At 64.9% G+C, this 25,548-nt stretch carries 21 protein-coding genes and 1 pseudogene; 5 read left to right on the forward strand and 17 right to left on the reverse strand.

From position 1 onward, the window contains the following. The 12 genes and pseudogenes from xrtA to V473_RS10295 form a co-directional block, all read right to left on the reverse strand. Positions 1–1,536: an exosortase A gene (gene xrtA, locus V473_RS10240; protein WP_066605474.1), complete on the reverse strand. Its 1,536-nt coding sequence runs from the start codon at positions 1,534–1,536 to the stop codon at positions 1–3. Continuing rightward, positions 1,533–2,759 (reverse strand): TIGR03087 family PEP-CTERM/XrtA system glycosyltransferase, encoded by a 1,227-nt coding sequence (locus V473_RS10245; RefSeq protein ID WP_066603420.1) that lies wholly within the window; start codon positions 2,757–2,759, stop codon positions 1,533–1,535. Before V473_RS10245 ends, xrtA begins: the two co-directional genes overlap by 4 nt. Beyond that, on the reverse strand, positions 2,756–3,829 hold the full coding sequence (locus V473_RS10250; protein ID WP_066605476.1) for a FemAB family XrtA/PEP-CTERM system-associated protein: 1,074 nt from the start codon (positions 3,827–3,829) through the stop codon (positions 2,756–2,758). Before V473_RS10250 ends, V473_RS10245 begins: the two co-directional genes overlap by 4 nt. Positions 3,830–3,894: 65 nt before the next feature. Further along, a complete protein-coding gene (locus V473_RS10255) occupies positions 3,895–4,965 on the reverse strand; it encodes a FemAB family XrtA/PEP-CTERM system-associated protein (RefSeq protein WP_066603423.1) in 1,071 nt (356 codons plus the stop codon). Next, positions 4,962–5,807: an XrtA system polysaccharide deacetylase gene (locus V473_RS10260; protein WP_066603433.1), complete on the reverse strand. Its 846-nt coding sequence runs from the start codon at positions 5,805–5,807 to the stop codon at positions 4,962–4,964. The genes V473_RS10255 and V473_RS10260 overlap by 4 nt, the downstream gene beginning before the upstream one ends. An 852-nt stretch (positions 5,808–6,659) precedes the next feature. Next, positions 6,660–7,574 (reverse strand): annotated as a pseudogene (locus tag V473_RS22905) (XrtA/PEP-CTERM system-associated ATPase); the annotation flags it as partial. Positions 7,575–7,597: 23 nt separating this feature from the next. Then, the gene (locus V473_RS10270) at positions 7,598–9,199 is read right to left on the reverse strand and encodes a hypothetical protein (RefSeq protein WP_066603444.1); all 1,602 of its coding nucleotides are present in this window, start codon (positions 9,197–9,199) and stop codon (positions 7,598–7,600) included. Further along, complete coding sequence (locus V473_RS10275; protein WP_066603450.1) at positions 9,196–10,131, reverse strand: AAA family ATPase; 936 nt, start codon at positions 10,129–10,131, stop codon at positions 9,196–9,198. Before V473_RS10275 ends, V473_RS10270 begins: the two co-directional genes overlap by 4 nt. Positions 10,132–10,145: 14 nt before the next feature. Further along, positions 10,146–11,666 carry an XrtA system polysaccharide chain length determinant gene (locus V473_RS10280; RefSeq protein ID WP_066603455.1) on the reverse strand — a complete coding sequence of 507 codons (1,521 nt, stop codon included), beginning with the start codon at positions 11,664–11,666 and terminating at the stop codon, positions 10,146–10,148. Positions 11,667–11,668: 2 nt separating this feature from the next. Beyond that, on the reverse strand, positions 11,669–12,313 hold the full coding sequence (locus V473_RS10285) for an XrtA/PEP-CTERM system exopolysaccharide export protein (protein ID WP_066603463.1): 645 nt from the start codon (positions 12,311–12,313) through the stop codon (positions 11,669–11,671). 132 nt (positions 12,314–12,445) lie between these two features. Then, on the reverse strand, positions 12,446–13,678 hold the full coding sequence (locus tag V473_RS10290; RefSeq protein WP_066603465.1) for a pyridoxal-dependent decarboxylase, exosortase A system-associated: 1,233 nt from the start codon (positions 13,676–13,678) through the stop codon (positions 12,446–12,448). After that, positions 13,675–15,186 carry an acyl-CoA ligase (AMP-forming), exosortase A system-associated gene (locus tag V473_RS10295; RefSeq protein ID WP_066603467.1) on the reverse strand — a complete coding sequence of 504 codons (1,512 nt, stop codon included), beginning with the start codon at positions 15,184–15,186 and terminating at the stop codon, positions 13,675–13,677. The genes V473_RS10290 and V473_RS10295 overlap by 4 nt, the downstream gene beginning before the upstream one ends. Positions 15,187–15,285: 99 nt before the next feature. On the opposite strand from V473_RS10295, the gene V473_RS10300 reads away from it, so the two are divergent. Then, on the forward strand, positions 15,286–16,290 hold the full coding sequence (locus V473_RS10300; RefSeq protein WP_066603468.1) for a GNAT family N-acetyltransferase: 1,005 nt from the start codon (positions 15,286–15,288) through the stop codon (positions 16,288–16,290). 27 nt (positions 16,291–16,317) lie between these two features. Then, complete coding sequence (locus tag V473_RS10305; protein ID WP_066603469.1) at positions 16,318–16,605, forward strand: phosphopantetheine-binding protein; 288 nt, start codon at positions 16,318–16,320, stop codon at positions 16,603–16,605. A 28-nt stretch (positions 16,606–16,633) separates the two neighbouring features. Here V473_RS10305 and trxB read toward each other — a convergent pair whose 3' ends face one another. After that, a complete protein-coding gene (trxB, locus tag V473_RS10310; RefSeq protein WP_066603472.1) occupies positions 16,634–17,596 on the reverse strand; it encodes a thioredoxin-disulfide reductase in 963 nt (320 codons plus the stop codon). 704 nt (positions 17,597–18,300) lie between these two features. On the opposite strand from trxB, the gene V473_RS10315 reads away from it, so the two are divergent. Beyond that, positions 18,301–18,654 carry a YbaN family protein gene (locus V473_RS10315; protein ID WP_066603475.1) on the forward strand — a complete coding sequence of 118 codons (354 nt, stop codon included), beginning with the start codon at positions 18,301–18,303 and terminating at the stop codon, positions 18,652–18,654. Between the two features lie 102 nt (positions 18,655–18,756). Here the strand turns inward: V473_RS10315 and V473_RS10320 are convergent, their stop codons facing one another. After that, positions 18,757–19,980: a polyhydroxyalkanoate depolymerase gene (locus V473_RS10320; RefSeq protein WP_066603480.1), complete on the reverse strand. Its 1,224-nt coding sequence runs from the start codon at positions 19,978–19,980 to the stop codon at positions 18,757–18,759. 127 nt (positions 19,981–20,107) lie between these two features. Between V473_RS10320 and V473_RS10325 the strand changes: the two genes are divergently transcribed. Further along, positions 20,108–20,764: a glutathione S-transferase gene (locus V473_RS10325; RefSeq protein ID WP_066603481.1), complete on the forward strand. Its 657-nt coding sequence runs from the start codon at positions 20,108–20,110 to the stop codon at positions 20,762–20,764. Positions 20,765–20,808: 44 nt separating this feature from the next. After that, on the forward strand, positions 20,809–22,455 hold the full coding sequence (locus V473_RS10330; RefSeq protein ID WP_066605479.1) for a M28 family metallopeptidase: 1,647 nt from the start codon (positions 20,809–20,811) through the stop codon (positions 22,453–22,455). An 18-nt stretch (positions 22,456–22,473) separates the two neighbouring features. Here the strand turns inward: V473_RS10330 and V473_RS10335 are convergent, their stop codons facing one another. From V473_RS10335 to V473_RS10345, 3 genes are all read right to left on the reverse strand, one after another. Then, positions 22,474–23,823 carry a glycoside hydrolase family 27 protein gene (locus V473_RS10335; RefSeq protein ID WP_066605482.1) on the reverse strand — a complete coding sequence of 450 codons (1,350 nt, stop codon included), beginning with the start codon at positions 23,821–23,823 and terminating at the stop codon, positions 22,474–22,476. 52 nt (positions 23,824–23,875) lie between these two features. After that, positions 23,876–24,577 carry a glutamine amidotransferase gene (locus V473_RS10340; protein WP_066603482.1) on the reverse strand — a complete coding sequence of 234 codons (702 nt, stop codon included), beginning with the start codon at positions 24,575–24,577 and terminating at the stop codon, positions 23,876–23,878. A gap of 253 nt (positions 24,578–24,830) precedes the next feature. After that, positions 24,831–25,457, reverse strand: a complete 627-nt coding sequence (locus V473_RS10345; protein ID WP_148648357.1) for a hypothetical protein — start codon at positions 25,455–25,457, stop codon at positions 24,831–24,833. Positions 25,458–25,548 lie beyond the last annotated feature (91 nt).

Genomic DNA, 25,548 nt, shown 5'->3' on the forward strand with positions numbered 1-25,548 from the left:
CTAGCGGATACCGACGCTGCGGTCAGCCAAAACCCGCACGTCGCCCAAATCGGTCAGGAACGCGGCGATCGCCGCGTCGGACGACCGCCCTTCGGCGTCTTCCGCCGACACCAACAGGGCGACGGCACGCTGATCCTGCCCCAGCAGCCGGGCCTTCATCGTCGCCAGCTTGACCGCAGGCTTGCTGCCGGACAATGCGCCGCCGCCTATGCCGTAAAAGCTCACGACGTGGCGCACCACCGGGCCAGGCGCGGTGATCTGCTCGCCCCGGCCATAAGCGGGCGCGCGGGCCGGCGACGACCAGACCCACTCGCTGTCGGGATCGGCCGCCCCCTGGCCGAAGCCCACCAGTTCGCGCCCCTCTTCCTGTCGCGCATAGGCGGCGATGGCGAGGTCCACGACTTGCCCTCGTCCGTTGCGGTAGCGGCCGATGACGAAATGATCCGCGCCATCGAAACGCGGCGTCCACGGATAGGCCTGGCGCGCGTCGGTCCGGGTCCAGCCCTCCACCATGGGCAGGGTCAGTGCAAGCGGCAGCGGATCGGCGGTCGCGGCGGTCGTGGCGAGCCACAGGGGCGCCGCGACGATCATCGCCAGCGCACCTCCGGCAATTGTGCCGGTGCGCGGCGACGCACGCACCGCGCCTTGCAGGGCGCGCGGATCGAACCAGGGATCGCCCGGCTTGCGATCGAAGAAGGGCCAGGCGGTGGCCATGACGATCGCCATGACGATCGCAAAAAAGACCCAGCCATAGACGACATGGTCGAAGCCCACGGCGGCATCGACGGTGGTGAGATGGGCGACCAATATGGTGGCGAAGGCGCGCACCCCATTGGCCAGCACCGACAGGCTGAGCGCTCCGGCGAGGAACACCGCGCGGCGCGACCAGCTTTTGAAGCAGACATTGCAGACCAAAGCGCCATAGGCGGTCATCGCGATCAGGAATTTCGCGCCCGAACAGGCCTCGGCCACTTCGAAATAGCCGGTCGGCGTCGTAATGAAGATGCCCTCCATATGCGCCGGCACGCCAGACAGGTCGAGCAGCAGCATGGCCAGCCGCGCCGTCACCAGTTGCAGCGGCGGCACGATCTCCTCACCAAAGGGCACCATGAAAAAGGCGTAGAAAAGCGGGAAGAGCAGCGCCCGCGCCACCGCCGGGCCGAGCAGCGCGATGGTCGCACCCTGCAACATCATAATCAGTGCGCCGTGGCGCACCATCGCCACGCCCGCCGCTGCGCCCAGCAGCCAGGCCAGCGCGCCCGCCCCCAGCCAGACCAGCCCCGGCGTCCAGGCGACCGGCTCCAGTTGCCGCAATCCGGGCAGGCGCTGCTGCACCAGCCAGGCGATGAGGAAGGGGATGAAGAGGCAGTGGCCGAAGGTGGAGGCGTTCCACCAGATCGACACCATGCCCCGGACATCGGCGAAGAACAGCGCGATGATCGCAAAAGCGACGACGCCCAGCGCGATCAGATGACCGCGCCAGCCGGTCAGGTCTGTGAGCGGCATCCGGTCCATGGAGATCGCCCGTTCGTTCACGCCGCGCACGCGCTCTGGGCGGGCGATCCCAGCAGCAGGTCGGGCAGCGCCGCCAACGTAGCGGACCAGCGATAGCGTTCCTCCGTCCGCTTGCGCCCGGCGAGGCCCAGTCGCTGCGCACGCGCAGAGTCCGCCAGCAGCGCGACGATCTTCGCCGCTTCTTCCGCCGGATTGGCGGCGACCAGAAAATGGACGTCGTCGCTGGCGTCGATTCCTTCGGCCGCCTGCGGCGAGGCGACGACTGGCCTCGCCATCGCCATCGCCTCCAGCACCTTGTTCTGGATGCCGCGCGCGATCCGCAGCGGCGCGACGACGACATCCGCCGCCGCCAGCCAGCCACGCACATCGGGCACTCCGCCGGTCACGATCACGCCGGGCAAGTCGGCCAACGCCTCCACCGCCTTGGCCGGATTGCGCCCGACAATGGCGAAGCGGGCATCGGGATGAACGATGCGAATGGCGGGCAAACTCTGGCGCGCGAAACTCTCGACCGCCTCGACATTGGGGCGATAATCCATCTGCCCGGTGAAGACGAGCAGCGGCCCCTCCCCGCGATCGACGGCAGGAAAATCCGCCGCCGGATCGAAATAGTCCAGCGCCACGCCATTCTCGATTGCGACCACGCGGTTGGCGTCCAGGCCGCAAGCGTCGCGGAACAGGGCGGCCTCCGCTTCACTGACAAAGCTGCTGATGTCGGCGCGCGCCGCCGTCCGCCGTTCGAAGTCGAGCAACACTCGGCCCTCGCGCCGGTTGATCCAGCCCATCGGTCCCGCCCCTTCTGCGCCATAGGTCGCATATTTGGCGGAATCGAAATCGACGAAATCCATCAGGAAACGCACGTCAGCGGGCAGCACGGGCACGAAATGCGCCATCTGCGCCGAATAGGCGACGACGGCGCGGATCGGTCGCTGCGCCAGCGTCTGCGCCACCCAGCGATGCAGGCCGGGATGATCGAACAGCGACACGAGGAGCGACTGGCGTTTGGCCAGACCCGTCAGCCCGGCGACCAGTTTCGACCGGTCGCGCATCAGCACGCACTGGCTGACCGCGACCTGCGCCATGTCGCTTGCAAAACCCATGTCGCGATCATCGTCGGCAAAGCAGCCGACATGGACGGGCGCGATTTGCGCCAACCGCTGGAGCAGGTGATAGGAGCGGATCTTGTCGCCCCGGTCCGGTGGAAAGGGGATGCGGTGGCAGAGGAAAAGTATCTCGCCGGTCATCCCAGCCCTCGCGCAATATGCGGCCCGATCAGGTTGGCGATCGATTCGGGCAGTTTCTTCCAATATTCGACCTTACGCCGATATTGCGGAGACAGCGGATTGACGTCGCGCGTCTCCTTACCCGGCGCGGTGCGCAGATGATAGCCGAGCGGTTCGCCCTCGAACCCCCAGGTCTTCTTCCAGGCGGCGGGGCCGGTGCCGACCTTCGACCGGCCGAAATCGAAGACGGCGCAGCCCCGCTCGCGTGCGGCCCGCATCAAACTGAAATAGAGAAATTCGTTGGATCGCATCGCGCGTGCGCCTTCGCCCGCGCCATGCCAATAGGGCATACAGGCGCCGCGATGATAGAAGCTGATGACCGCCGACAGCGGCACGTCATCCTTTGAAACCAGAGCGATGTCGGCGTCGTCGCCGAACCGGTCCATGATCTGGTCGAACAAGGCGCGCGGGAAGACCGGCGTGCCCAGATTATGAACGCTATGGGCGTAGAGCCGGTAATGGATGTCGCGCATCCGCTTGTCGCGCCCCGTCTCGAATTGCAGGTCATTCGCCATCCCCTTGCGGATTTCCGCCCGGTGGCGCTTGGGGACGGCCTTCAGTTCCGCCTCGTCATCGGCCGCGAGCGCACGCGAGAAGCCCAGATAGGCGTCCGCCTTCTCCTGCCAAATCGGACCGCCGGGCGCTTCCCCGCCGCGCAATTCCAGCGTGTCGCAGCCCAGTTGTTCCGCCAGGGTCCAGGCGGCGTCGGCCAGCGCCGGCCCGGCCTTGCGATGGCTGGCCAATATGCCGCCATCGACGGCAAAGCCACTCCCCACCAGCGCACGTCCAAACAAGATCGAACGGATATAGGTCAGCGGCAACAGGCCGACGATCGCCCCGTCGATCTGGCGCGCGACCAGCATCTTGGCCTTTTGCCCGGTGCCTGCTTCGACCCCCATGATCCAGCCAGGCCGATGGAAGGGGGTCGAAGCCGGCTGGGCGCAGACCCAGGCGTCGATCCCGGCGACGGTCACGGCATCGGACAGGCGCGCTTCATCGACGATGACCCCCAGACCGGTGATTGCATTCATGGACGTCATTCCCTCGTCACCCCCGCCCGAACCTAGCGGTCAGGATTGAATATTTTGTATGCGTATCAACCAAGGCCGCGCGATATCATCGGCCCCAGCAGATTGGCGACGGGCAGCGGCAGACGCTTCCACAGGTTGATCCTCCGTTGATATTTGGCGCTGGTCGGATTGACGTCGCGCCTGGCGCCATCCGCCGACCAGCCATGATAGACGCGCGGGACAGGATCGAAGCCGAAGCTCTTCTTCCACGCCGCCTGCCCGCTGCCAACCTTGGAGCGGCCGAAATCGAACTGGCTCATGCCACGCGCCCGGCCATGCCCCATCAGCCGATAATACATGAGTTCGTTGGAGCGCAGCCGCCGCGCATCGGCGACGCCGCCGCCCCAATAGGGCATCACCCGCCCCTGATGATAAAGCGTCAGCACCGCGGACACAGGCCGATCACCTTCGCGCACCACCAAAATGTCGGCATCCTCGCCAAACTGTTGCAACACCGAGTGAAACAGCTGTTTGGGGAAGACAGGCGTGCCCAGATTGCGAACGCTGGCCGCATAAACGCGATAATGGTCGCGCCGCAGACGATCGCTGCGCCCGGTTTCGACATTGAGCGACGAATTGGCGAGCGCCTTGCGCAGTTCGGCGCGATGCTTGCGCGGGATGGCGCGCAGGTCCGCTTCGTCATCTGCGGCCAGCGGCCGGACAAAGCCGACATATTCGCCTTCGCGCCGCTGCCAGTCGCCGCCCGGCGCAGGCCCGCCGCGCAATTCCAGCGGCGGACCGCCTCTGTCGCCCGCCAGCCCCTGGGCCGCAGCGGCGAGCGCTGCTGTCGCCCGGTCATCCGCAACCAGCAATCCGCCATCGACCGCAAAAGCCGACGACACCAGCGCATCACCGAACAACCGGCTCTTTACATGGTGCAGAGGCAACAAGCCCCGAATTTGGCCAGAGGGCGCGAAGGCGGCGAGCAGCAGCGCGCGGTGCCCCATCGCCTGCGTGATCGCGCGCAGCCAAGCGGTGCGATGAAAGGGCGTGCCGTCGGAATGGGCCATGACGAAAGCGTCGGCAGCCTGCGCCTGAGTGGGATCGTCAACGTCCAGCATCGTGACGCCCAAGCCGGCGAGATTGCCGACCATCATGACGCGCGCGCCGCTTCCGCGTCCGCCAGCGCATCGACGCGAGTCCAGGCGAAATCGCGGGTCAGGCGACGCAGTTTGGCCGCCATCACCGACAGGTTGCTGTAATGACGTAGGCGCGACCGCAGCGGCGCGCCCGAAACGCGCGGTTGGTCCGGGTCGATTTCCCAGGGATGGAAATAGATGATCGCGGGGCGGCCAGCCTGGTCATTGACCTGCCGGATCGCCCAGCGCGAAAAGGCGTATGGCAGCAGGCGGAAAAAGCCCCCACCCCCCGCCGCCAATGTGCGCTTGCCCCATTTGGCGGTGGTGACGGGCAATTCGACCAGATCCGATCCCGCCACCGGCTTCCAGGCGAAGCGCGGCGAATCGGGCCAGCCATAATGGTCGTGCCGGATCGGCGCGACGCTGGAGGAATAGCGATAACCTTCCTCCGCCAAGATCATATGCGCCCAGGGCGTGCGCGGATCGATGGAGAAGCTGGGCGCGCGATAGCCGGTGACCGCCTGCCCGCTCGCATCCTCCAATATGGCGCGCGACTTGCGCAGGTCGGCGCGAAATTCTTCCGGGGTGAAGGTGAAAACGCGGGCATGGTCGTACCCATGGCTGGCGACTTCATGGCCGGCATCCGCAATGCGCCGCATGAGCGCAGGATAGCGCTCCGCCACCCAGCCCAGGGTGAAGAAGGTCGCTTTGACGTCGGCCTGCGCGAACAGGTCCAGCACGGCGTCGCTATTGGCTTCGACCCGATGGGTCAGGCCGTCCCAGTCGGCACGCTTGAGCGTGCGCTCGAACGCGCCGACCTGGAACCAATCCTCGACATCGACAGACAGGGCGTTCTGCATGATTGTCTAACCTTATCCGTCATATAGGCGTCAGGCGGCGACGCCTGCCTGTACATCCGCCATCCGCTCCTCACGCTCCACCCAGTCCACCAGCAGGGTCAGCACGCGGCGCAGGGCCGTATCCTGCTCCTCGGCGCGGAACTCCAGCGCCGACAGCCGTTCCTCGATCAGGGTGAAACAGCCCTTGAGCGCTTCCGGATCGATTTCCGCCTGTACCGGCTGGCCAAAGGGAATGTGCGACTGCACCGCCCGCAGCGATGCGATCTCGGCGCGCAGCGCCTCGATCTCACCCAGCATGTCGGCGCGCAGAACCTCGATATCGACGGCATCCACCGTGGCCAACGCTTCTGCCGCCGGTTCGACAAAGGATTCGGGTCCGGCTTCAACCGACTCGGCTTCGACCAACGATTCGACGTCATCGAAAGCCTCGACCGCGACCGACGGTTCGGCCTCCACGACGCTGTCGGCTTCGTCCTGCTCCAGCGCGAACGGCGCCGCAACATCGGCAACCTCCGGCTCGGCTTCATCTTCGACGGGGTCAAGCTCGGCTTCCGGTTCGACCACAGACTCCACCGCTTGCGGCGGCGCAAAGGCGGCGAAGGCCGGGCGGGCGAACGGCGCTGCGACGCTGGGCGTCACAGGCTCTTCGACCGCATAATCGTCTTCCGGTTCGACCGGATCGAAGGCGGCCGCGGCGACCGGTTCGATCTCGGCCGTCGTCCTGTCCGGCCGCGCCCAGGCGGCATCCAGTTCGATAGTGTCTTCTTCGGCCAGCTCATCGGCAACCTGATCCTCGGCCGGATGGTAGCTAAAGGGTGGCGGGGCGGGCTGATCCTCGATCTGTTCCTCCTCGACGCTCTCCTCCGCGACCGCCAGTTCGACGGACTCCTGTTCGACCGCTTCCGGTTCCTCGGCGACATCGAGCAGCGACGGCGCAACCGGCGCCGGCGCGATATCGACGTCCAGGCCCATATCCGCCACGACGGCGTCCACGACCTCCTCGTCGATGACGTGCAATTGTTCGATCGCGCCCAGCAGCAGCACCCGGCTGGCCAGCGCGTTCAGGCGACGGGGCACGCCATTCGTCGCCGCATAGAGACCGGAAAAGGCACCCGGCGTGAAGGCCGGATCGCCGCTCCAGCCCGCGATCGCCAAGCGATGAAGGATATAGGGTTCGACTTCATTGGCCATCATCGGTTCCAGATGATGGGTCGCGATCACCCGCTGGCGCAACTGCTCCAGTTCGGGCGACTGGAGAAGGTCGCGAAACTCCGGTTGACCCAGCAGGAATATCTGGAGCAAGGACTGCCCCCCCAACTGGAAGTTGGACAGCATCCGCAATTCCTCGATCGCGGAAACGGGCAGGTTCTGCGCCTCGTCCACGATCAGCAGGCTGCGTCGCCCGGCGCGCGCCTGGGCATGAAGCATGGCTTCGACCTGTTGCAGGATCGCCGCCTTGGACAGGCCGTCGGTAGACAGGCCGAAACTCTGCGCGGCGAGGCGCAGCATGTCGTCGCCCTCCACCTGGGTCGACACGATCTTGACCGCGGTCAGCCGCGCCGGATCGATCGTCTGCATCAGATGGCCGACCAGCGTCGTCTTGCCCGCGCCGATATCGCCGGTGATGACGATGAAACCTTCACCCTGCGCCAGGCCATAGCCCAGATAGGACAGCGCCTTGCGATGAGTCGCGCTTTCGAAATAATAATGCGGGTCCGGCGTCAGCTGGAACGGACGGCCCTGCAATCCGTAGAATTGATCGTACATCTCTTCGTCTCCAAGGCGACCGGTTAGAAGCTGTAGCGCAGGCCGACCTGCCCCATCGCGCTGATGATGGTGTCCAGATCATCCGCCTGCACCCCGTCCAGGCCAAGCGAGGCGGAGGCGGACAGGCGGCGAGACAACCCCTTGTAATAGCTGGCGAATGACCCATAGTTCAACACATCTGGCCGTCCACCGCTGGCATCGAAATAATTCACGTAGCCAACCAGATCGATGCTGTCGCGATCGTTGAACATATAGCTGACCGACCCGTTGCCATACCAGTTTTCGTCCCGCGATCCGCGGATCAACACGGTCTGGCCGTTGGGCGTGATGAACTTGCGCTGCGAATAGCCCGCGCCAACGCCCCAGCCCCACGGCCCGCGCCGCAGCGAATATTGCGCCGATACGCCGCGATAGCGGAAATTGGCGTCGGTGATGCCCGACAAGGCATCGTTGAAGCACTGGCCACCGCCCGTGGTGGAGAAGGCGCAGCCGGTGATGTCTCCGGTGAACGGATTGCGCGCGACGTCGAAATTGCTGCCCGACAGGGCCGCCACGTCGGCGGTGATCATGCGCCCGAAACTGTCTATCCCGTCGAAGACGATGATAGCCACATGGCTGTCGCGGCCCTGCCACAGGAAGCTGCCCTGATAGGTCATGCCGCCATAGCGTTCGCCGACCCGCGCCTGGAGCGTCGTGCGACGGCTGGGCCGCCACAAGACGCCCGCGTCCCAGATGATGTCGTCGAAATTATAGACCAGTGCGCGCGGCGAGCTTTTGTCGGTGACATAGCGGCCGTTGCGGATCAGCGGCACGCCGGCCGCATCCAGTTCGGGCGAGCGCTGGCTGATCTCGATCTTTTCATAGCCGATGCCGCCGACGGCCGCGAGCGTGGGCGTGAGTGGCACGGTCGCATCGACCCGGCCCCACAGGTCCTCAAACCGCTGGTCAAGCTGGCTGGCGTCCTCGCGGTCATAGCCGCCGCTGGCGGTCAGGCCGACGCCCGGCAGCACCGTGTCCGGCGAAAAACCTATCGATCCGTTGAGGCTGTGGGTCCAGCTATCCGCGAAGGAGCCGCCGGCCTGTCCCTGAACGCTGTTCTGGCCGACGCTGTCATCGACCCGCGCATAGCCCAGGCGATAGCCGGCGTTAATATTGAAGTCGCCAAGCTGCGTCGTATAGGACGGCCCGACATAGCCGGACCAGACCTGGCTGGTATAAGTGTCCCGTTGCGTCGACGCGCCCGACAGGCCGTCGGTGCGGACCCGCGTGGCGAGGCCGCCTGCCTGGATGCCCAAACCGCGCGCGACATTGATGGTCGCATGACCAAAACCGCTCAGCACATCCTGATCGACTGCCTGGCTGCTCCAGCCGAAGCTGTGATTATATTGCAGATCGACCGCCGCCTCGACGCGCCTGTTCTGCACCTCGGCGGTCAGGCCCGCGGTGACATTGGTGTAGGTCAGCACGTCGCCGCCGCCCTTGAGCGGTCCCATCACGACCTGATCGACCCCGATATAGGGAACGACATCGACGCGCTTGTCATCGGGCGACGATTGGGCATGGGCGGGCATTGCAGCGGCCAGCGCGACGCAGGAAGCGCCTGCGATCCAGAGCCGAACGATCATGACTGGGATTCCCCCTTGGCGTAATAGCTGCCGAAACGGCGGCCGCCACTGTTGAAGCGGACGGCATTGAGCAAGAGCTGCACCTGCGCGCCGCCCTTCAACAGGCCCGCAGCGTCGCGCACCGCGCTTTCGGGCGTCTTGTCGGCGCGCACGACCAGCAGCGCGATGGCGGCATGGCTGGCGAGCACGGCGGCGGGCGATGCCGCCAGCAGCGGCGGCGAATCGAAGATCACGATGCGGTCGGGCCGGCCATCGGTCAGCCGCTTGAGCAGTTGTTCGGTCCGGGCCGAGGCGAGATATTCGGTGTCGTTGTTGCTGCGCTGCCCGGCGGGCAGCACGGCAAGCGAGGGAATGTCGGTGCGGATCACGCAATCTTCGATCGCAACCATCGGGTCAGCGAGCGCGTCCATCAGGCCGGGGCCGGCCTCCAGCCCCAGTTGCGCCGGGATGCCGGGCTTGCCGAAATCGGCGTCGACCAGCAGGATTTCACGATCCTTCTCCGCCGCCAGGCTGAGCGCCAGGTTGATCGCGCAGAAGGTCTTGCCCTCCCCGCTATGAGCGGAGCAGACGAGGATGCGGTTGCCGCGCGGGTTATTGCGCAGTTGCGACAGCAGGTCGCGCTTGAGCAGGCGGAACTCCTCGCTCATCGTCGTGACCGCACTGTCGGGGCGCAGGAAACCCTCCTCCGCCAGCTTGATCCGGTCAATCGCCTGCACCGGCCCGGTCCAGGCCGGGGCACGGAAGGTCGGCGCGCCGGGAGCATCGGTCACGAAGGCCGCAGGCGTCGGACCGGCGACAGGCGCCAGCGGCAGGTCAGCGGGCACATCGACCGCAGGCGCGGCGCGGCCACGCAGCGCAGCATTAAAGTCGTAAATCTCGGTGGCCCGCTCGATCAGAGATCCCCGGCCCTTGATGGAGCTGTGCTGATTCATGTTCCCTGGCTCCTTCACGCCATACCGCGCTGGACGAATTCGACGACGACCAGCAGCAAGCAGACGGCCACCAGCCCCCCGCTCGCACCGGCGAACCATTTCATGCGTTGCCGATCGACCGCGACCTGCGCCGCGCCGACCGTCTGGCTGATCGATCCGGCGACCGGCAGGCCAAGCGCCTTTTCCAGCCGCGCGGCGGTCGGGAATGCGCCCTTGAGCTGGCCGAGCGCGAAGGCGACCCCGATGCCCGCGCCGATGCCCAGGATCAGCACGCCCAGCAACAGCAGCGGCCGGTTGGGCGCCGACGGCGCGGTCGGGGTGCTGGGCGGCTGGATGACGCGGAACTGGACGGCGCCGGTTTCGGTCTTCACTTCGCCGCGCAGCCGGATTTCCTCACGGTCGCTCATCAACTTGTCATATTGGGTCTTGAGCGCGGTATAGTCACTGTCGAGCTTTTCCTGCTCGGACGCGACTCCGGGTTCATCGACCTGTTTCGACATCATGGTGTTGAGGTCGTTCTGCAACTGCGCCTTGCGCGTGCTGAGCGCCTGCACCGTGGCGGCGCGTTCGGCCTGCATCGACTTGATCGACACATAGGCCGGATTGGGGGTGCCGCCCCCGCCGCTCGCACTACCGCCGCCCGACTTGCGCAGGGCGTCAACCTCCCGTTGGGCCGCGACCACGTCAGGATGGCTGGCGGTCCAGCCGCGCGCGCGCATCGCCGCCAGGTTGGACTGCGCCTGCGCCAGCGGCGTCGCGCCGCCCGACGCGCCAACGCCCGGCAGGGTGGCCGGCGTGCCGGCCAACTGGCCGTTCATCGCACTGAGCGCGCTCTGCGCCTGCACCAGCTGCGAATCGATATTGTTGATCTCCATCCGCGCCGCGTCCATCCGCTGGCTGATCGATCCCGCGCCGGGCAGCAGCCCGACATAGCGCTGGGCGAATGCGACGCGACGCTGGTCGGCCGCTTCCAACTGCTTGCCGCGCGTCGCGATCTGCTGGTCCAGGAAGGCTAGGCTCTGCTTGGTCTGGTTGCGGTCGCCCGACAAGTTCTGTTCCTGGAAAATGTCGATCAACTTCTGCACGATCTGCTGCGCGATGCGCGCATTTGCGCCATCGGACAGGCTCGAATCAGCCGAAATGGCACTGATGTCGATCATGCTGGGGTCAGCCTGCGCCATCACCGTGATATTTTCGCGCAGGGTGGTGATCTTGGCGGCGATGTCGCGCGGGCCGGACACCGATTGGGACAGGTCGGTGTCGCGCACCACCTTTTCCAGATTTTCGGCGCTGGCCAGCGTGCTGCGCACCCGGTCCAGATCCTGCTGCGACTGGACCTGCGTGATACCCACCGTGTCCTGGAGCAACGATTGGGTGTTCACATAGACCCGCGCCTTGGACTGGTAGCTGTTGGGAATGAGCGCGACGCCCAGCCATCCCAGCATACACAGGCCCCAGGCGACGCCAAGCGCCACCCAGCGGCGGCTCCATATGCCATGGAGCAGGACGAGCAATTCATCGTAGAGGCCGGCCATGGTCAGAACATGCTTTCAGGAATGATGATGACATCGCCGGGCGCCAGCATGACATTGGCCTTGGTGTCGCCCTTCTTCAAAAGATCGCCCAGGCGGACCTGATATTCCTTCTGCTTGCCCGTATTCTTGTCGAACCGAACCAGTCGCGCGCGGTTGCCCGCCGCATATTCGGACAGGCCTCCGACAGAAATCATCGCGTCGAGCAGGGTCATGTTCGCGCGATAGGGGATGGACGCGGGTTTTTCCGTCGCGCCCACGATCCGCACCTGCTGGCTGAATGTGCCACTGAAATTGTTGACGATCACCGACACCAGCGGATTTTCGATATATTGGGTCAGCGCCAGCTTGATATCATCGGACAGCATCTTGGGCGTCTTGCCCACCGCGGGCATGTCCGTGATCAGCGGCGTGGTGATGCGACCGTCTGGACGCACCTGCACCTTTGCGCCCAGTTCGGGATTGCGCCACACGAAGATGGTGAGGTCATCAAGCGGGCCGATGATATATTCTTCACCCGGCCCTTCCTGCGTCGACACGAAAGATGCGGGCGGCAATTGCGGCCCGGACGGCGCGGAGGCGCAGCCCGACAAGGCGATAACGGGTAGTGATACGCCGATCAAAAGCCTGGAAACCGACACAAAACGCATAATCTCACCTCTTTGTGCGGCCATGCGCCGGCGGCCGCCAAAGAGGGCAAGGCAACCGGTCAGCACATGGCTTCGGGCCTCTTCTTGCCGGGAAAGGGTAAAGATACCGTTAGGAGTTAAGTCCCAAGCTAATCAGCCAAGTAAAAGTTCGCGAGGACTTGGGTGGCCAAGAAATGCGGCAGGACTTGCCGACGCGCCATAAGCCCCGGCCAGGAAGATGGCTATCAGGTCGCCTTCCCTGACCGGCGGCAGCGCCACCTTGTCGCCCAGCCGGTCGATCGGGGTGCACAGGCACCCCACCACCGTCACCGGCTCCGTCGCCGGGGCCGCGCCAAAGCGATTGGCGACCGCGATCGGATAGTTGCGCCGCACGACCGTCCCGAAATTGCCGCTGGCGGCGAGTTGGTGATGCAGGCCGCCATCGACCACGACGAAGGTTTCGCCCTGGCTGACCTTCACGTCTATCACACGGGTGAGGTATATGCCCGCCTCCCCCACCAGCCAGCGACCCAGTTCTATCGCGAAGGCGCTGCCCTGCAAAATGTCCGGCAAATTCTCCAACGCGCTGTCCAAAGCTACGCCAATCGGGCGAATATCGAGCCGCTCATCACCGGGGAAATAGGCAAGGCCAAAGCCCCCGCCCAGATTGACCAGCGGCGGCGATGCGCCGACATCGTCCGACAGCCGCGCCGCCAGCGCGATGGTCGCCGCCTGGGTTTCGATGATCGCCAGCGGATCGAGATTCTGGCTGCCGGCGAAAATATGCCAGCCCCGCCAATCCGCGCCCGCGTCGATCATCGCCCGCGCCAGCGCCGCGGCCCGGTCGGCATCGACGCCGAACGGCTTGGCCCCGCCGCCCATCCGCATCCCCGATCCTTTGAGGTCGAAGTCCGGGTTCACCCGCACCGCCAGGCGCGGCGCCTTGCCCAGATTGTCCGCCACGGCCAGCGCGCGGCGGCCCTCCCCCTCCGACTCCAAATTGATGGTCACGCCCGCGAAGATCGCGGCTTCCAGTTCGTCGTTGCGCTTGCCCGGTCCTGCAAAACTGATCCGATCTGGCGCCATTCCGGCGGCCAGCGCCATCTCCAGTTCGCCGCCCGACGCGATGTCGAATCCGTCCACCTGGGTTCCCATCCGCGCCAGTAGCGGCGCATAGGGGTTGGCCTTGATCGCATAATGCAAGTGCAGCACTTCGGGCATGGCGGCGCGAAAGCGACGGACCTGCGCTTCGACGATATCCATGTCATAGACGAAGAGCGGTGTGTCGCCCGCCTCGTCCACCAGGCTCGCCGCGCCGCAACCGCCGACGATCAACATGCCTTCTTCCTGCGCGAACCAGGCGGGTATCGGTCCCATCGGCTTCATGCGCCATGCGCCTTGGCCAGCGCGACCCGATCGATCTTGCCGTTGGGGTTACGGGGGAAATCTGGGCGCACGACGATATCCTTGGGCTGCATGAAATTGGGCAGTTCGCTCTTGAGATGCGCGGCGACGGCGTGCGCAACCGCAGCGTCACCCGCGCGGATCAGCAGCCGCACCGCCTGCCCCAGCCGCTCATCCTTTATCCCCAGCGCCACCGCTTCGGCGACGCCGGACACGCCGACGGCGGCCTCCTCTATCTCGGTCGGGCTGATCCGGTTGCCCGCCGATTTGATCATCGCATCGTCGCGGCCGACAAAATAGAGCAGGCCATCGGCATCCCGACGCACCGTGTCGCCCGACCAGACCGCCATCCCGCCATAGACCGATGTCGCGGGCGCGGGTTTGAACCGCTCGGCGGTCCGCGCCGGATCGCCCCAATAGCCCTGCGCCACCAGCGGGCCGCAATGGACCAGTTCGCCCGGTTCTTCATCGTTGGTGATGCCGCCGTCCGTGCGGACCACCAATATCTCGGCGAAGGGGATGGCCCGGCCCATCGAATCGGGATGACTGTCCACCAAGGCGGGCGGCAGATAGGTGGAGCGAAACGCTTCGGTCAGACCGTACATCGGGTAGAGGTCGGCCTGGGGGAACAGCGCGCGCAGCTTCGCCACCAGCGGGCGGGTCAGGGCGCCGCCGCTGTTGGTCAGACGACGAAGCTTGGCCGCCACCGCCTCCGGCCAGTCCAGTTCGGTCAGTTGCACCCAAAGCGGCGGCACGCCGGCCAGCGTCGTTATGTCGCGTCGGTCGACCAGCTTCATCACGTCGCGCGGCGTCAGATAGTCGAGTGGATAGACGCAGCCGCCGGCATACCAGGTGGAAAGTAACTGATTTTGGCCATAGTCGAAGCTGAACGGCAGGACGCAGGCAGTACGATCCGCCTGCGTCAGTTGGAGATAATCGGCCACTGCTACCGCGCCCAGCCACAGATTGGCGTGGCTGAGCATCACCCCCTTGGGCCGTCCGGTCGAACCGCTGGTGTAGAGGATCGTCGCCAGACCATCGGGCGCTGCCGCAGACGGGCCGATCGCCTGGCCACCGCTCATCGCGCAGGCGGCGTCATCCTCGCGGTGCAGTTGGCAACCGGCCGGGACTTCATCGGGCGACAGACTGTCGAGTCGCGCCGCGGTCCCGATCAGCAGCAGCGCGCCGCTGTCGGCCAATATGTGTGCGACCTGGGCATGTTTGAGCAGCGGGTTGACCGGCACATGGACCAGGCCCGCGCGCGGCGCTGCCAGCGGCATCAGAGCGGCGACCGGCCCCTTGGCGATCCAACTGGCGACTCGCGCGCCCTTTTCCAGCCCAAATCCCGCCAGCCAACCCGCCAGTCGTCCCAGCGTCTCTTCCAGTTCGGCATAGTTGTAGCTGCCTGAACGGCCGTCCAGCGCGGCTCGCGCCGGATCGCCGCGCAGCAGCAGATGGTCGATCGGCCGCACCTGAGCGCCATCGATCATCGGGCTATCCGTGGGCAAAGGCGGGCTTAACTCCATTTCCAGACTTTTCTCCTATGCCGCACGTTGGTTTTGGATCGCGGTTGGGGCGGAGATAGTCGGTTGCTGACGCCAAGGGAATATCAGATGCTCGATGAAGCGCGGCAGGCTTTGGCCGGCCGGCTCGACCGCGCGCCTGGATTGGCCCTGTTCGACCGGATCGACTGGTTCGCGGCTCTGCACGATCGCTGCTTCCCTGACCAGCCCGTCCGTATCGTGCAAGCGCAGGAGGGCGATGCGCAGGCCTGGCTGTTCCTGCTCGCCCCCGCCCCCCGCCGCGCCAGCGCGCTCGCAAACTGGTACAGCTTTGCCTGGGCGCCCGTCTTCATCGGCGAACCCGATGCTGCGACCCGGCAGCGGCTGCTCGAAAGCCTGGCCCGGCATTTGCTGGCGACCAGCGCGCAGATCGATCTTTATCCGCTGGAGGATGCCGCGCCGCTGCTGGCCGCGTTGCGGCGCGCCGGCTGGTTCGCGGTGCGGCGGACGATGGGGGGCCGCCACTTGTTGCAAGTCGAAGGGCGCAGCTTCGCCGATTATTGGGCGTCGCGGCCGGGACGGCTGCGCAATCTGGTCAAGCGCAAGGGGCGCGGCGATCCTTTCGCATTGTCGATCGCCACGCGGCTGACCGACGGTCTGTGGCGGGACTATGTCGATGTGCATGACCGCAGCTGGAAGGTGGCGGAACCCGGCCTCGACTTCCTGCGCGACCTGGCCGAGCGGGAAAGCGCGGCAGGGACGTTGCGGCTGGGTTTCGCGCGCCTGGACGGGCGCGCGGTGGCGGCGCAGCTTTGGACGGTCGAGGATGGTATCGCCCTGATCCACAAGTTGAGCCATGACAGCGCCCATGACCATGGTTCCCCCGGCACATTGTTGAGCCATATGATGTTCAGACAGGCGATCGACCATGATCGCGTGCGCATGATCGACTATGGCACCGGCGACAATGGCTACAAGACCGACTGGATGGACAGGCGCGTTCCGCTCCACCAGATCGACGCCTTCAACGCGCGTTTCGCCTCTGCCTGGCTGCCTGCGGCAAGGACCGCCATTTCCGCGCTTGTCGGTTAGGCTTTAAGCCCCTATTTAGCGCGCATCATGCGGGCGCAAAATTCTCAGCCGGTCGACCGGACTCTCGATGTGGACAGCCTGATGCGGGCGCTGCTGCGCGACGTGCTCAGCCTGCCGCAAACCCAGGTCGATAGCTTCGACGCGGACACCCCCCTGTTCGGCGCGCTGCCGGAACTGGATTCGATGGCGGTCGCGGGCCTGCTGACCGAGATCGAGGACCGCTTCGACATCCTGATAGAGGATGACGATATCGACGGCGACACGTTCGAGACATTCGGGTCGCTCGTCGCCTTTGCGCAGGGCAAGCTGGCCTAGCCCACACCGTCCCGCCCGCGGCGGAGGCTTACGCCTCCACCAGTTCCTCGAAATCCTGTTCCGCCAGGAATTTCTCGACGTCGAGCGCGGCCATGCAGCCCATGCCCGCCGCGGTCACGGCCTGGCGATAGATTTTGTCGGTGACGTCGCCCGCCGCGAACACGCCCGGAATCGCCGTGCGAGTCGTGCCCTTTTCCACCAGCAAATAGCCCTCGTCGGTCGGCAGCTTGCCGGTGAACAATTCGGTAGCGGGATGATGGCCGATCGCGACGAAACCGCCATCGGTCGGCTCATGCGACTTTTCGCCGGTCACCGTGTCAATCAGATCGACGCCGATCAGACCTTCGGGCGTCCCGCCGCCGACGAAGCGATCGACAGCCTTGTTCCACAGCACCTTGATGTTCGGATGGGCGTGCAGCCGCTGTTGCAGGATCTTTTCCGCGCGCAGCGAATCGCGACGGTGGATCAAGGTGACGTCATGGCTGTGATTGGTGAGGTAGAGCGCTTCTTCGACCGCGGTGTTGCCGCCGCCGATCACAACCACCTTCTTGCCGCGATAGAAGAAGCCGTCACAGGTGGCGCAGGCCGACACGCCCTTGCCCTGCAAATGCTCCTCGCCCTCCACGCCGAGCCATTTGGCCTGCGCGCCGGTGCAGATGACCAGCGTGTCGGCGACATAGAGGGTGCCGCCATCGCCGCGCAGGCGGAAGGGGCGTTCGGACAGATCGACGTCGACAATCTGGTCGTACATCATCTGCGCGCCGACATGCTCGGCCTGCGCCTGCATCTGCTCCATCAGCCACGGTCCCTGGATCACATCCTTGAAGCCGGGGTAATTTTCGACGTCGGTGGTGATGGTCAATTGCCCGCCGGGCTGCATCCCCTGCACCACGATCGGCGCCAGGCCCGCGCGCGCGCCGTAAATGGCGGCGGACAGGCCCGCGGGGCCGGAACCGAGGATCAACATGCGGGTGCTGTGGGTGGCGGTCATATCAGGCTTTCAACTGCGATTCGGGTGGGCGACAGAGATAGGCGGCGAGCGGCGGGGTGCAAGCGAAGGATTTGCTTGGGGGCGTGGAAGCGGCGCTGTGGCGGGGCGTTCGGCAAGCGACGGGCCGAAGTTCACACCATTGTCGGGCTTTGCGGGGCGATAATGTATGCGAAGCCACCGGGACGCTCCTGCGAAGTAACGTCGCGGTCACGCCAGGGTCGCAGCGGTGTGACACTGAGGTCATGGCGAACCGGCACCCAGGCGACGATGACGCGACACCCACGCGGCGGGAACGCACCACCAGCGCAGCGGCGATGCAACGGTTCGTTCGACGGGGTGGGGTGGCAAGGAGAGGGAATGGCTGAACGATTGGCTCCATCCGACAGGATAGATCAGAAGAAATCCTACATTGGAAGGGGCCGGTGCGGAAAGCCGCCTGTATTGAAACCACCAGAAGCGAACTGCTCTCCCTCCCGCAAGCGGCAGGAGAATGGCAAGCCCCCCCTTGTCGGTCATAACTGACAGCATTATTTCAATCGACGGCGAGATACGCTGCGGCGCTGCCCGTGCAGCGCCCAGTAAAAATGCGAAAGCTGAGACGTTCCCAACCATTCCATTCCTCATCCATCTTGCCATCTCACCGCGCAGCTGCGAAGCAATAGCAGCGCAGGCGCGCTCATAGCCTCCGCCCCGATTGGAGCATCATGCGGCGCCATCTTTACCTCATCGCAGGGTTTCTCTCGATCGGCCTCGGCACGATCGGCGCCTTCCTGCCGCTGTTGCCGACCGTTCCTTTCATGATCCTCTCGGCCTTCTGCTTCGCCCGGTCCAGCCCGCGACTGGAGGCGAAATTGCTCGACCACAGGCATTTCGGCCCGCATATTCGCCGCTGGCGGGAACGCGGCGCGATCAGCCGCCGGGGTAAGAAGGCGGCGCTGGCCGCCTTCGCCTTCAGCGTTGCGCTTGCGCTGATCTTTTCCCCCTTCCCCTGGTTCCTCATCCCCGTCGTCGCCGCGCTGATCGGCGGCAGTTGGATCTGGACCCGGCCGGAGGGTTAAAGGAGGGCGGCCATGGGCCAGGCGGCGGACCATCGCGCGGAACGCAGCATCATCGCCGTCACCCCCCTTGTCCGCTTGAACGATCCCGGCGACGACCCGTCGTCAGTTCATCGCCAAAATCATGTTCCGCACCTGCGGATAGACCTGCTTTTCCCATTTGCTGCCTGAAAATACGCCATAATGGCCCACGCCGGGCTGGAGATGGTGGCGCTTCAAATGCGGGCGCAGGCCGGTGCACAGGCCATGGGCGGCGGATGTCTGGCCCACGGCGCACACATCGTCCTTCTCGCCCTCTACCGTCAGCAACGCGGTATGGCGGATCGCGCCGGGATTGACCGGGCGCCCATGCACGGTCAACGCGCCCTTCGACAGCAAGGTCCGCTGGAACACCTGGTCGACTGTTTCCAGGTAGAATTCCTTGGTCATGTCCAGGACCGCGAAATATTCCTCGTAGAAAGTCTTGATCCTGTCCGCCTCGACCGTCTTGCCGTCGGCCAGCAGCTGGTACAGTTCGCGATGCTGCGATCCATGCCGCTCCATGTTCATGGACATGAAGGCCGACAGTTGCAGGAAGCCCGGATAGACCTCCCGCCCGCGCCCGGCATAGCGGAACGGCACGACGGAGATCAGATTCTCCTCAAACCATTCGATCGGCTTTTCATTGGCCAGGTCGTTGACGACGGTCGGCGCCGCATTGGGATCGATCGGCCCGCCCATCAGCGTCATCGATCGCGGCGTCGCCTGGTCCTTGTCCTCCGACATCAGCGCCACGGCGGCCAGCGCCGGCACGCAGGGCTGGCACACCGACACCATATGCGCGCCGGGGCCGATCTGCTGGAAGAAGCGGATCACATAGTCGACATAGTCATCGAAGCCAAAACGCCCGGCTTCCAGCGGCACGTCGCGCGCATTCTTCCAGTCGGTGATGTACACGTCATGGTCGCGCAGCAATGTTGCGACCGTGCTGCGCAGCAAGGTCGAAAAATGGCCCGACATCGGCGCCACGACCAGCACCTTGGGTTGCGCCGCCTCCACATCATCCTTGACGAAGTGCAACAGGTCGCCAAACGGCAGGTCGAGCGTGATTTCCTCGCGCACCGACACTTCCGCATTGCCGCTGGTGACGGTGTGAATGTCATAGGCGGGACGCTTGTGCGTCAGCTTCGCGCCCTGGAACACGTCCATCAGCGCAAACATACGGCGCGGCATCGCCCAATCCGCCATCGGCCCCAATTTGTCGCGAACACCAAGTGCGATCTGCGCCCCGAAACGCGCTGGCGCCAGCATGTCGTTCCAGGCCTGATAACCACTGTAAAGCATACGCATGATGAAGGTTGAGCCTTGTCCTGTGTGCGCGAACCGAATCGGTATTTCGATGAAACGCTATACATGCTTTTTATGTTGCGCCGCATCATCATAAATGTGAGGCTGATCGTAAGCAGGAGGGTATGCCATGGCGATCGCGGAACTCACTCTTTCCAGCAAGAATTATTCCTCCTGGTCGTTACGCGGCTGGCTCTTGTGCCGACTCGCGGGGTTGCGGGTGGTGGAAAAGACGATCGCGCTCGATGATCCCGAAAATCGCGCCGAACTGCTGCTCCTGTCTCCTTCGGTGCTGGTGCCCCGCCTGACGCATGAGGACGCCAGCGTGTGGGACACGCTGGCGATCGCGGAATATCTGCACGAACTCTATCCCAATGTCGGCATGTATCCGGCCGATCGCATCGCCCGCGCTCATTGCCGGTCGGTGTCGGGGGAAATCCATTCGGGCTTCGCCAATCTGCGTTCCGCCCTGCCGATGAATTTGAAGGTGCGCCACGCGCGCTTCCCAATCTTTTCCGGGGCCAAGCCCGATATCGACCGGATTGAAACGATCTGGGCCGAATGTCTGGGCAGCTACGGCGGTCCCTGGCTGTTCGGCGAGGAGCCGACCGTCGCCGACGCCATGTTCGCGCCGGTGGCCCAGCGCTTCCTGACCTATGCCGTCCCGCTGTCCGCCACATCCGCCGCCTATTGCCAGACGATCAACAGTTGGCCGCTGATGCGCGAATGGATCGAGGATGCGCGCAACGAACCGGAAGAGATGGCCGAACTCGAAATCGAGTTCTGAACGCCCTTTCGCCCATCGTCGCAGCGGTTTAGACCGGCGGGATGATGACACGCATCCTCGCTTTGGCCCTCGGCCTGACCGCCGCCCTGCCCCTCCACGCCCAGACCGACCCCAAGCAGTTGGAACGATCGGTTCGCACGCTGGCGTCCGACCTGTTCCAGGGCCGTGCGCCCGGCACCGTGGGGGAGGAACGGACGATCGGCTATATCGTCGCCCGCTTTGAACAATTGGGTCTGGAGCCCGGCGGCCCGGACGGCCAGTGGGTGCAGACTGTACCGTTGCTCCACACCCGCCTCGGCCAGGCGGAAACGCTGTCGATCGCGCAAAATGGCGCGTCCACGCCCTGGAGCTTCGGCAAGCAGATCTATCTCTCCACCCTGCAACCCAAGGACAATGTCGCGATCGCCAAGGCGCCCTTGGTGTTCGTGGGCTATGGCGTCTCCGCCCCCGAACGCGGCTGGGACGATTTCAAGGGCTTGGACCTGAAGGGCAAGATTGCCGTCTTCCTTATCAACGACCCGGATTTCGAGGCGGCCAAGAGCGAAGACCCGTTCGGCAAGTTCGGCGGCAAGACGATGACCTATTATGGCCGCTGGACCTACAAATTCGAAGAAGCCGCCCGCCACGGCGCGGTCGGCGCGCTGATCGTCCATGACACGCCGGGTGCGGGCTATGGCTGGAACGTCGTCACCAGCCCGGCTGGCGAGAATTACGATCTGGTCCGCGCGCCCGACAAGCTGACCAGCCTCCAGGTGCAAGGCTGGGTCGAGGGCGCGGCCGCGAGCAAGCTGTTCGCCGGCGCGGGCCTCGATCTCGCCGCGCTGCGCAAACAGGCGCGATCGGCCAAATTCAAGCCGGTCGCGTTGAAGGGCGCGACCTTCTCCGCCGCCTTCCCGGTGACCCAGGAAGTGGTGCAGAGCGCGAACGTCCTCGCCCGCATCCCCGGCGCCAAACGCCCTGACGAAACCGTCATGTACGGCGCCCATTGGGACGCCTATGGCGAGGGCGCGCCGGACGCGCAGGGCCGCATCTATCGTGCTGGAGCCAATGACGACGCGCTCGGCATGGCCGGCCTTTTCGAAATCGCCCGCGCGTTCAAGGCGGCGCCTGCACCCGACCGCTCGGTCGTCTTCGCCGCCTGGACCGCCGAGGAACGCGGGCTGCTGGGGTCCGAACATTATGCCCAGAACCCCGTCTATTCGATCGACAAGACCGTCGCCAACCTCACCATCGACGTGCTCCAGACCGCCGGCAAGGCGAAGGACGTGATCCTGATCGGCAAGGGCCAGAACAGCCTGGAAGACGATCTGGCGACGTTCGCGGCAAAGCAGGGCCGCGTCATCACACAGGAAAGCCTGCCCGAACGCGGCCTTTTCTACCGCGCCGACCATTTCTCCATGGCCAAGCGTGGCGTGCCCGTCCTGCTGATGATGGGCCTGGCGGGCGCATCCGACCTGGTCGAGGGCGGCCGCCCCGCGGGCCAGGCCTGGATCGACGCCTATACCGGCACATGCTATCACCAGGCCTGTGACGCCTGGGGGCCGGACTGGCGAATGGAGGGGGCGGCGCAGGATATCGACCTGATGCGCGACATCGGTCGTGACTTGGCGAACTCGACCCGCTGGCCGGAATGGAAGGCCGGTTCTGAGTTCAAGACCATCCGCGACAAAAGCGCCTCGGCGCGCAAGTAAAACAACGAAGGTAGGTCATTAACTCAACCGATAGAGCCCCGCCCCGTGCGGCGGCAGCATCGCGCTTACCCGCTCCCTCTGCTGCGCCAGCGCCTTGCCCGCCCACAAATCGCGCACCGCGACCGGCCCGCTAATTCCCAGATCGCGCAGCCCGATCCCGACCTCGCGCGCCTTGTCGCCGGTATTGAACAGTGCGACATAGCGGCCCTTGCCACCCTGCGCGATCGCCGACCAGACGCGCACGCCATCCGCCACGAAATGCGGGCAATTGCCTTCGCTTGCCTGATTGACCGCCAGCACCTCTTCATTAGTCAGCAGCGCCAGCGTCGGCGCATCCAGATGCCGCAAATCGCCCCCCATGATGAGCGGCGACCGCGCGATCGCCCATAGCGTCATCAACGTCTGCTGCTCATCGGGGGTGAAGCGCGCATCCCGCTCCCCCAGCGCCAGCCGCCCCAGCGGTAGCATGTCGGCGTCGGGCCATGACCCCGGCCCGCGCCAGGGCGTCCAATTCTCCAGCCGTGTGAACTGCGCCTCCAGCATCGCCCAATCATCCCAGAAATCGTCGGAGATGCGCCACATCTGCGCATATTTGCGGACATGATCGCCGCGGATCACCGGCGTTTCACCTGGCGACAGGCTCAACATGATCGGCCACCCCGTCGCCATGATCGCCTTGTGCGCCGCTTCGATCTCCGGCGCATGGGCGTCATAGGGCCGGCTCATATCGTCCATCTTGACGAAATCCACGCCCCAGTCGGCATAGAGGCGAAAGATACTGTCATAATAGGCCTGCGCGCCCGGCCGCGTCATGTCGACGCCATACATATCGGGGTTCCAGGAACAGATGCTTGCTATGTCGGCCACATCCCTCGCGCGATAGCGCGTCCCCAGAATCGGCAGGTTCGCGTCCACCGCCGCCCGCGGGATGCCCCGCATTACATGGATGCCGAACTTTAGGCCAAGCGCATGGACCGCCTTGGCCAGCGGCGCGAAGCCCTTGCCGCCCGCGCTCGACGGAAACCGATTTGGCGCCGGGATCATCCGGCCATAAGCGTCCATCGCCGGCTTGGGCGTGGCATTATAAGTATAGCTCGACGCTTCCGGCTCATACCATTGGATATCGACGGTGAAGATATCATAGCCGAACGGCAGCAGCTTTTCCGCCATGATGGCGGCCGTCTCGCGCGCTTGGCGCTCGGTGATGGTCGTGGCGAAGCTGTTCCAGCTATTCCATCCCATCGGCGGCCGGGGCGCCAGCACCGCCTTGCCCGGCTCGGCAGCATCCGCCGCCCGCGCGACGCTAACCGCCGCCATCCCCGCCATGCCGGCCGCGAACAGATCGCGGCGGCTCGTTTCCACTGTCATCTTCTTCATTTGTAGGAGTTAATAGAGAGGCCGCGGCAAGATCAAGCCGCAACTAAAGTCTCGTTCCCGCCAGCCATTCGCCGATCATTGCCCTGCCCGCGGCTACCGCGATCGGGCCATGCAGGTCGTGATCCTCCCGCAACGCGATACCGCATTGCTGCGCCACGTCCAAGTCGGCCCAAAAATGGGTCAGCCAATCCTCGAACCGCGGGTCTTCGCCCATCTCCGCATGAAATTGCAGCGCCAGCAGATTGGACCCGCGCCGGAACGCCTGATGCGCATATTTGGGCGTTGATGCCAGCAAATCGACATTGTCGGGCAGATCGAACGTGTCGCTGTGCCAATGCAACACCGGCACATCGATCAAATGGCGCAGCGGCGACGCCATGCCCGCCCCGTTCACGCTGACCGGCGCAAAGCCCAATTCCATATGCCCGCCGGGATAAACAGGCGCGCCCAGCGCCGCCGCAATCATCTGACTGCCCAGACACACGCCCAGCGTCGGCCGATCGGCCGCCAGCCGCGACGCCAGCTTCTCGATCTGCGTCGATATCCAGGGGTGGATGTCCGTTTCATACACGCCCATTGGCCCGCCCATCATGATCAGCAAGTCGGGATCGCACAGGTCCACGCCCGCGAAATCGGGGCTGGCGACATCGATCCGGTCGATATGATAGCCGGCCGCCTCGATCGGCTGCAAATAGCCTGCGGCGCCTTCGCGCGGCACATGTCGGACGATCAATGCTCTTTTCATTATCCCTTGTGCTAACCAGCATCGGCGCGCGACGCCAGCCCAGCCTTTCTTGGGCGTGGAAAATTGCGGCTATCGGCTTGGCCGCGCGCAGCAGCCGTGATTTAACCAATCAGTTCGCCGAATCCGTGCTCCGACAGGGAGCCGTCCGCCGTCGATGCGCCCATAGACGCAGTAAATGCTTTCATCGGCGCATCGGACGAGCTTTGGTCGATCGGGCAGCAATCCGCGTCAGTGGCGACTTGGCTTCACTTAATTAGCCCGGCGGCCTTTTGCGAAAATCAAGCAATGCTTCCGCCAGATAGCCGCGCAACACGGCGCGATCTATTTTTAAGCGGGTATTTTCTCCCCCCGCCAGGCAGGAAGAAAGCGCCGGCATAGCCTGACCATAAGCAAGGCGTTCCTCCCCGCTTCCCGCCTTGCTGCGCATCAGCGTATCGATCGCCGGCGCGTTGCGCGCGACGGCGCAATCCGCATAGGCTTGATAGGCGCTGGTCCCTTCCGCCACGACAGGCGCAGGCGCGTCCGGGCGGGCGGGTTCCACTGGCGGCGTTGCAAAGCGGTTAAGATAAAGCTGTTCGGCCAACGCGCCGCGCATCCAATTGCCCTTCATGCGCAGCTTTCCGTGCCTCAGACATCCCTTACGACTTTTAGCGATAGCGTTGAAACGGGCTGTTTCTTCCCGCGTTCCGGGGCGCGTCGCCAGTGCATCCGCCGCCGTCCGCGGCGACCCGCGCACCACGCACCGCGCAAAATCGATCATGCTATCTTCGGCGGCGTCACGGCCATATGCGCCGAAATCCCTCGCCGCCGGCGCATCGGCCTCCTGCGCCTGCACGTTCGTCCCCGCCAGCAACATGACAATTGCGATGCTCATCTTCACGCGCCATCTCCTTCGGGTCAGCCTCATGGCTTTCAGACGGTCATGACAAAATTATGATTGGTCGGGTGCCGGCGGCGCTTTTACCCTGAAC

The organism is Sphingobium cupriresistens LL01, assembly GCF_001046645.1.
Lineage (GTDB): Bacteria > Pseudomonadota > Alphaproteobacteria > Sphingomonadales > Sphingomonadaceae > Sphingobium > Sphingobium cupriresistens.

Bases quoted from the DNA above. Each gene is read 5' to 3' on its own strand.
- trxB (WP_066603472.1), bottom strand. From the start codon at position 17,596: ATGACCGCCACCCACAGCACCCGCATGTTGATCCTCGGTTCCGGCCCC.
- V473_RS10245 (WP_066603420.1), bottom strand. From the start codon at position 2,759: ATGACCGGCGAGATACTTTTCCTCTGCCACCGCATCCCCTTTCCACCG.
- V473_RS10250 (WP_066605476.1), bottom strand. From the start codon at position 3,829: ATGAATGCAATCACCGGTCTGGGGGTCATCGTCGATGAAGCGCGCCTG.
- V473_RS10335 (WP_066605482.1), bottom strand. From the start codon at position 23,823: ATGACAGTGGAAACGAGCCGCCGCGATCTGTTCGCGGCCGGCATGGCG.
- V473_RS10255 (WP_066603423.1), bottom strand. From the start codon at position 4,965: ATGATGGTCGGCAATCTCGCCGGCTTGGGCGTCACGATGCTGGACGTT.
- V473_RS10285 (WP_066603463.1), bottom strand. From the start codon at position 12,313: ATGCGTTTTGTGTCGGTTTCCAGGCTTTTGATCGGCGTATCACTACCC.
- V473_RS10270 (WP_066603444.1), bottom strand. From the start codon at position 9,199: ATGATCGTTCGGCTCTGGATCGCAGGCGCTTCCTGCGTCGCGCTGGCC.
- V473_RS10290 (WP_066603465.1), bottom strand. From the start codon at position 13,678: ATGAAGCCGATGGGACCGATACCCGCCTGGTTCGCGCAGGAAGAAGGC.
- V473_RS10305 (WP_066603469.1), top strand. From the start codon at position 16,318: ATGCGGGCGCAAAATTCTCAGCCGGTCGACCGGACTCTCGATGTGGAC.
- V473_RS10315 (WP_066603475.1), top strand. From the start codon at position 18,301: ATGCGGCGCCATCTTTACCTCATCGCAGGGTTTCTCTCGATCGGCCTC.
- V473_RS10260 (WP_066603433.1), bottom strand. From the start codon at position 5,807: ATGCAGAACGCCCTGTCTGTCGATGTCGAGGATTGGTTCCAGGTCGGC.
- V473_RS10295 (WP_066603467.1), bottom strand. From the start codon at position 15,186: ATGATCGATGGCGCTCAGGTGCGGCCGATCGACCATCTGCTGCTGCGC.
- V473_RS10320 (WP_066603480.1), bottom strand. From the start codon at position 19,980: ATGCGTATGCTTTACAGTGGTTATCAGGCCTGGAACGACATGCTGGCG.
- V473_RS10340 (WP_066603482.1), bottom strand. From the start codon at position 24,577: ATGAAAAGAGCATTGATCGTCCGACATGTGCCGCGCGAAGGCGCCGCA.
- V473_RS10280 (WP_066603455.1), bottom strand. From the start codon at position 11,666: ATGGCCGGCCTCTACGATGAATTGCTCGTCCTGCTCCATGGCATATGG.
- V473_RS10325 (WP_066603481.1), top strand. From the start codon at position 20,108: ATGGCGATCGCGGAACTCACTCTTTCCAGCAAGAATTATTCCTCCTGG.
- V473_RS10330 (WP_066605479.1), top strand. From the start codon at position 20,809: ATGACACGCATCCTCGCTTTGGCCCTCGGCCTGACCGCCGCCCTGCCC.
- V473_RS10275 (WP_066603450.1), bottom strand. From the start codon at position 10,131: ATGAATCAGCACAGCTCCATCAAGGGCCGGGGATCTCTGATCGAGCGG.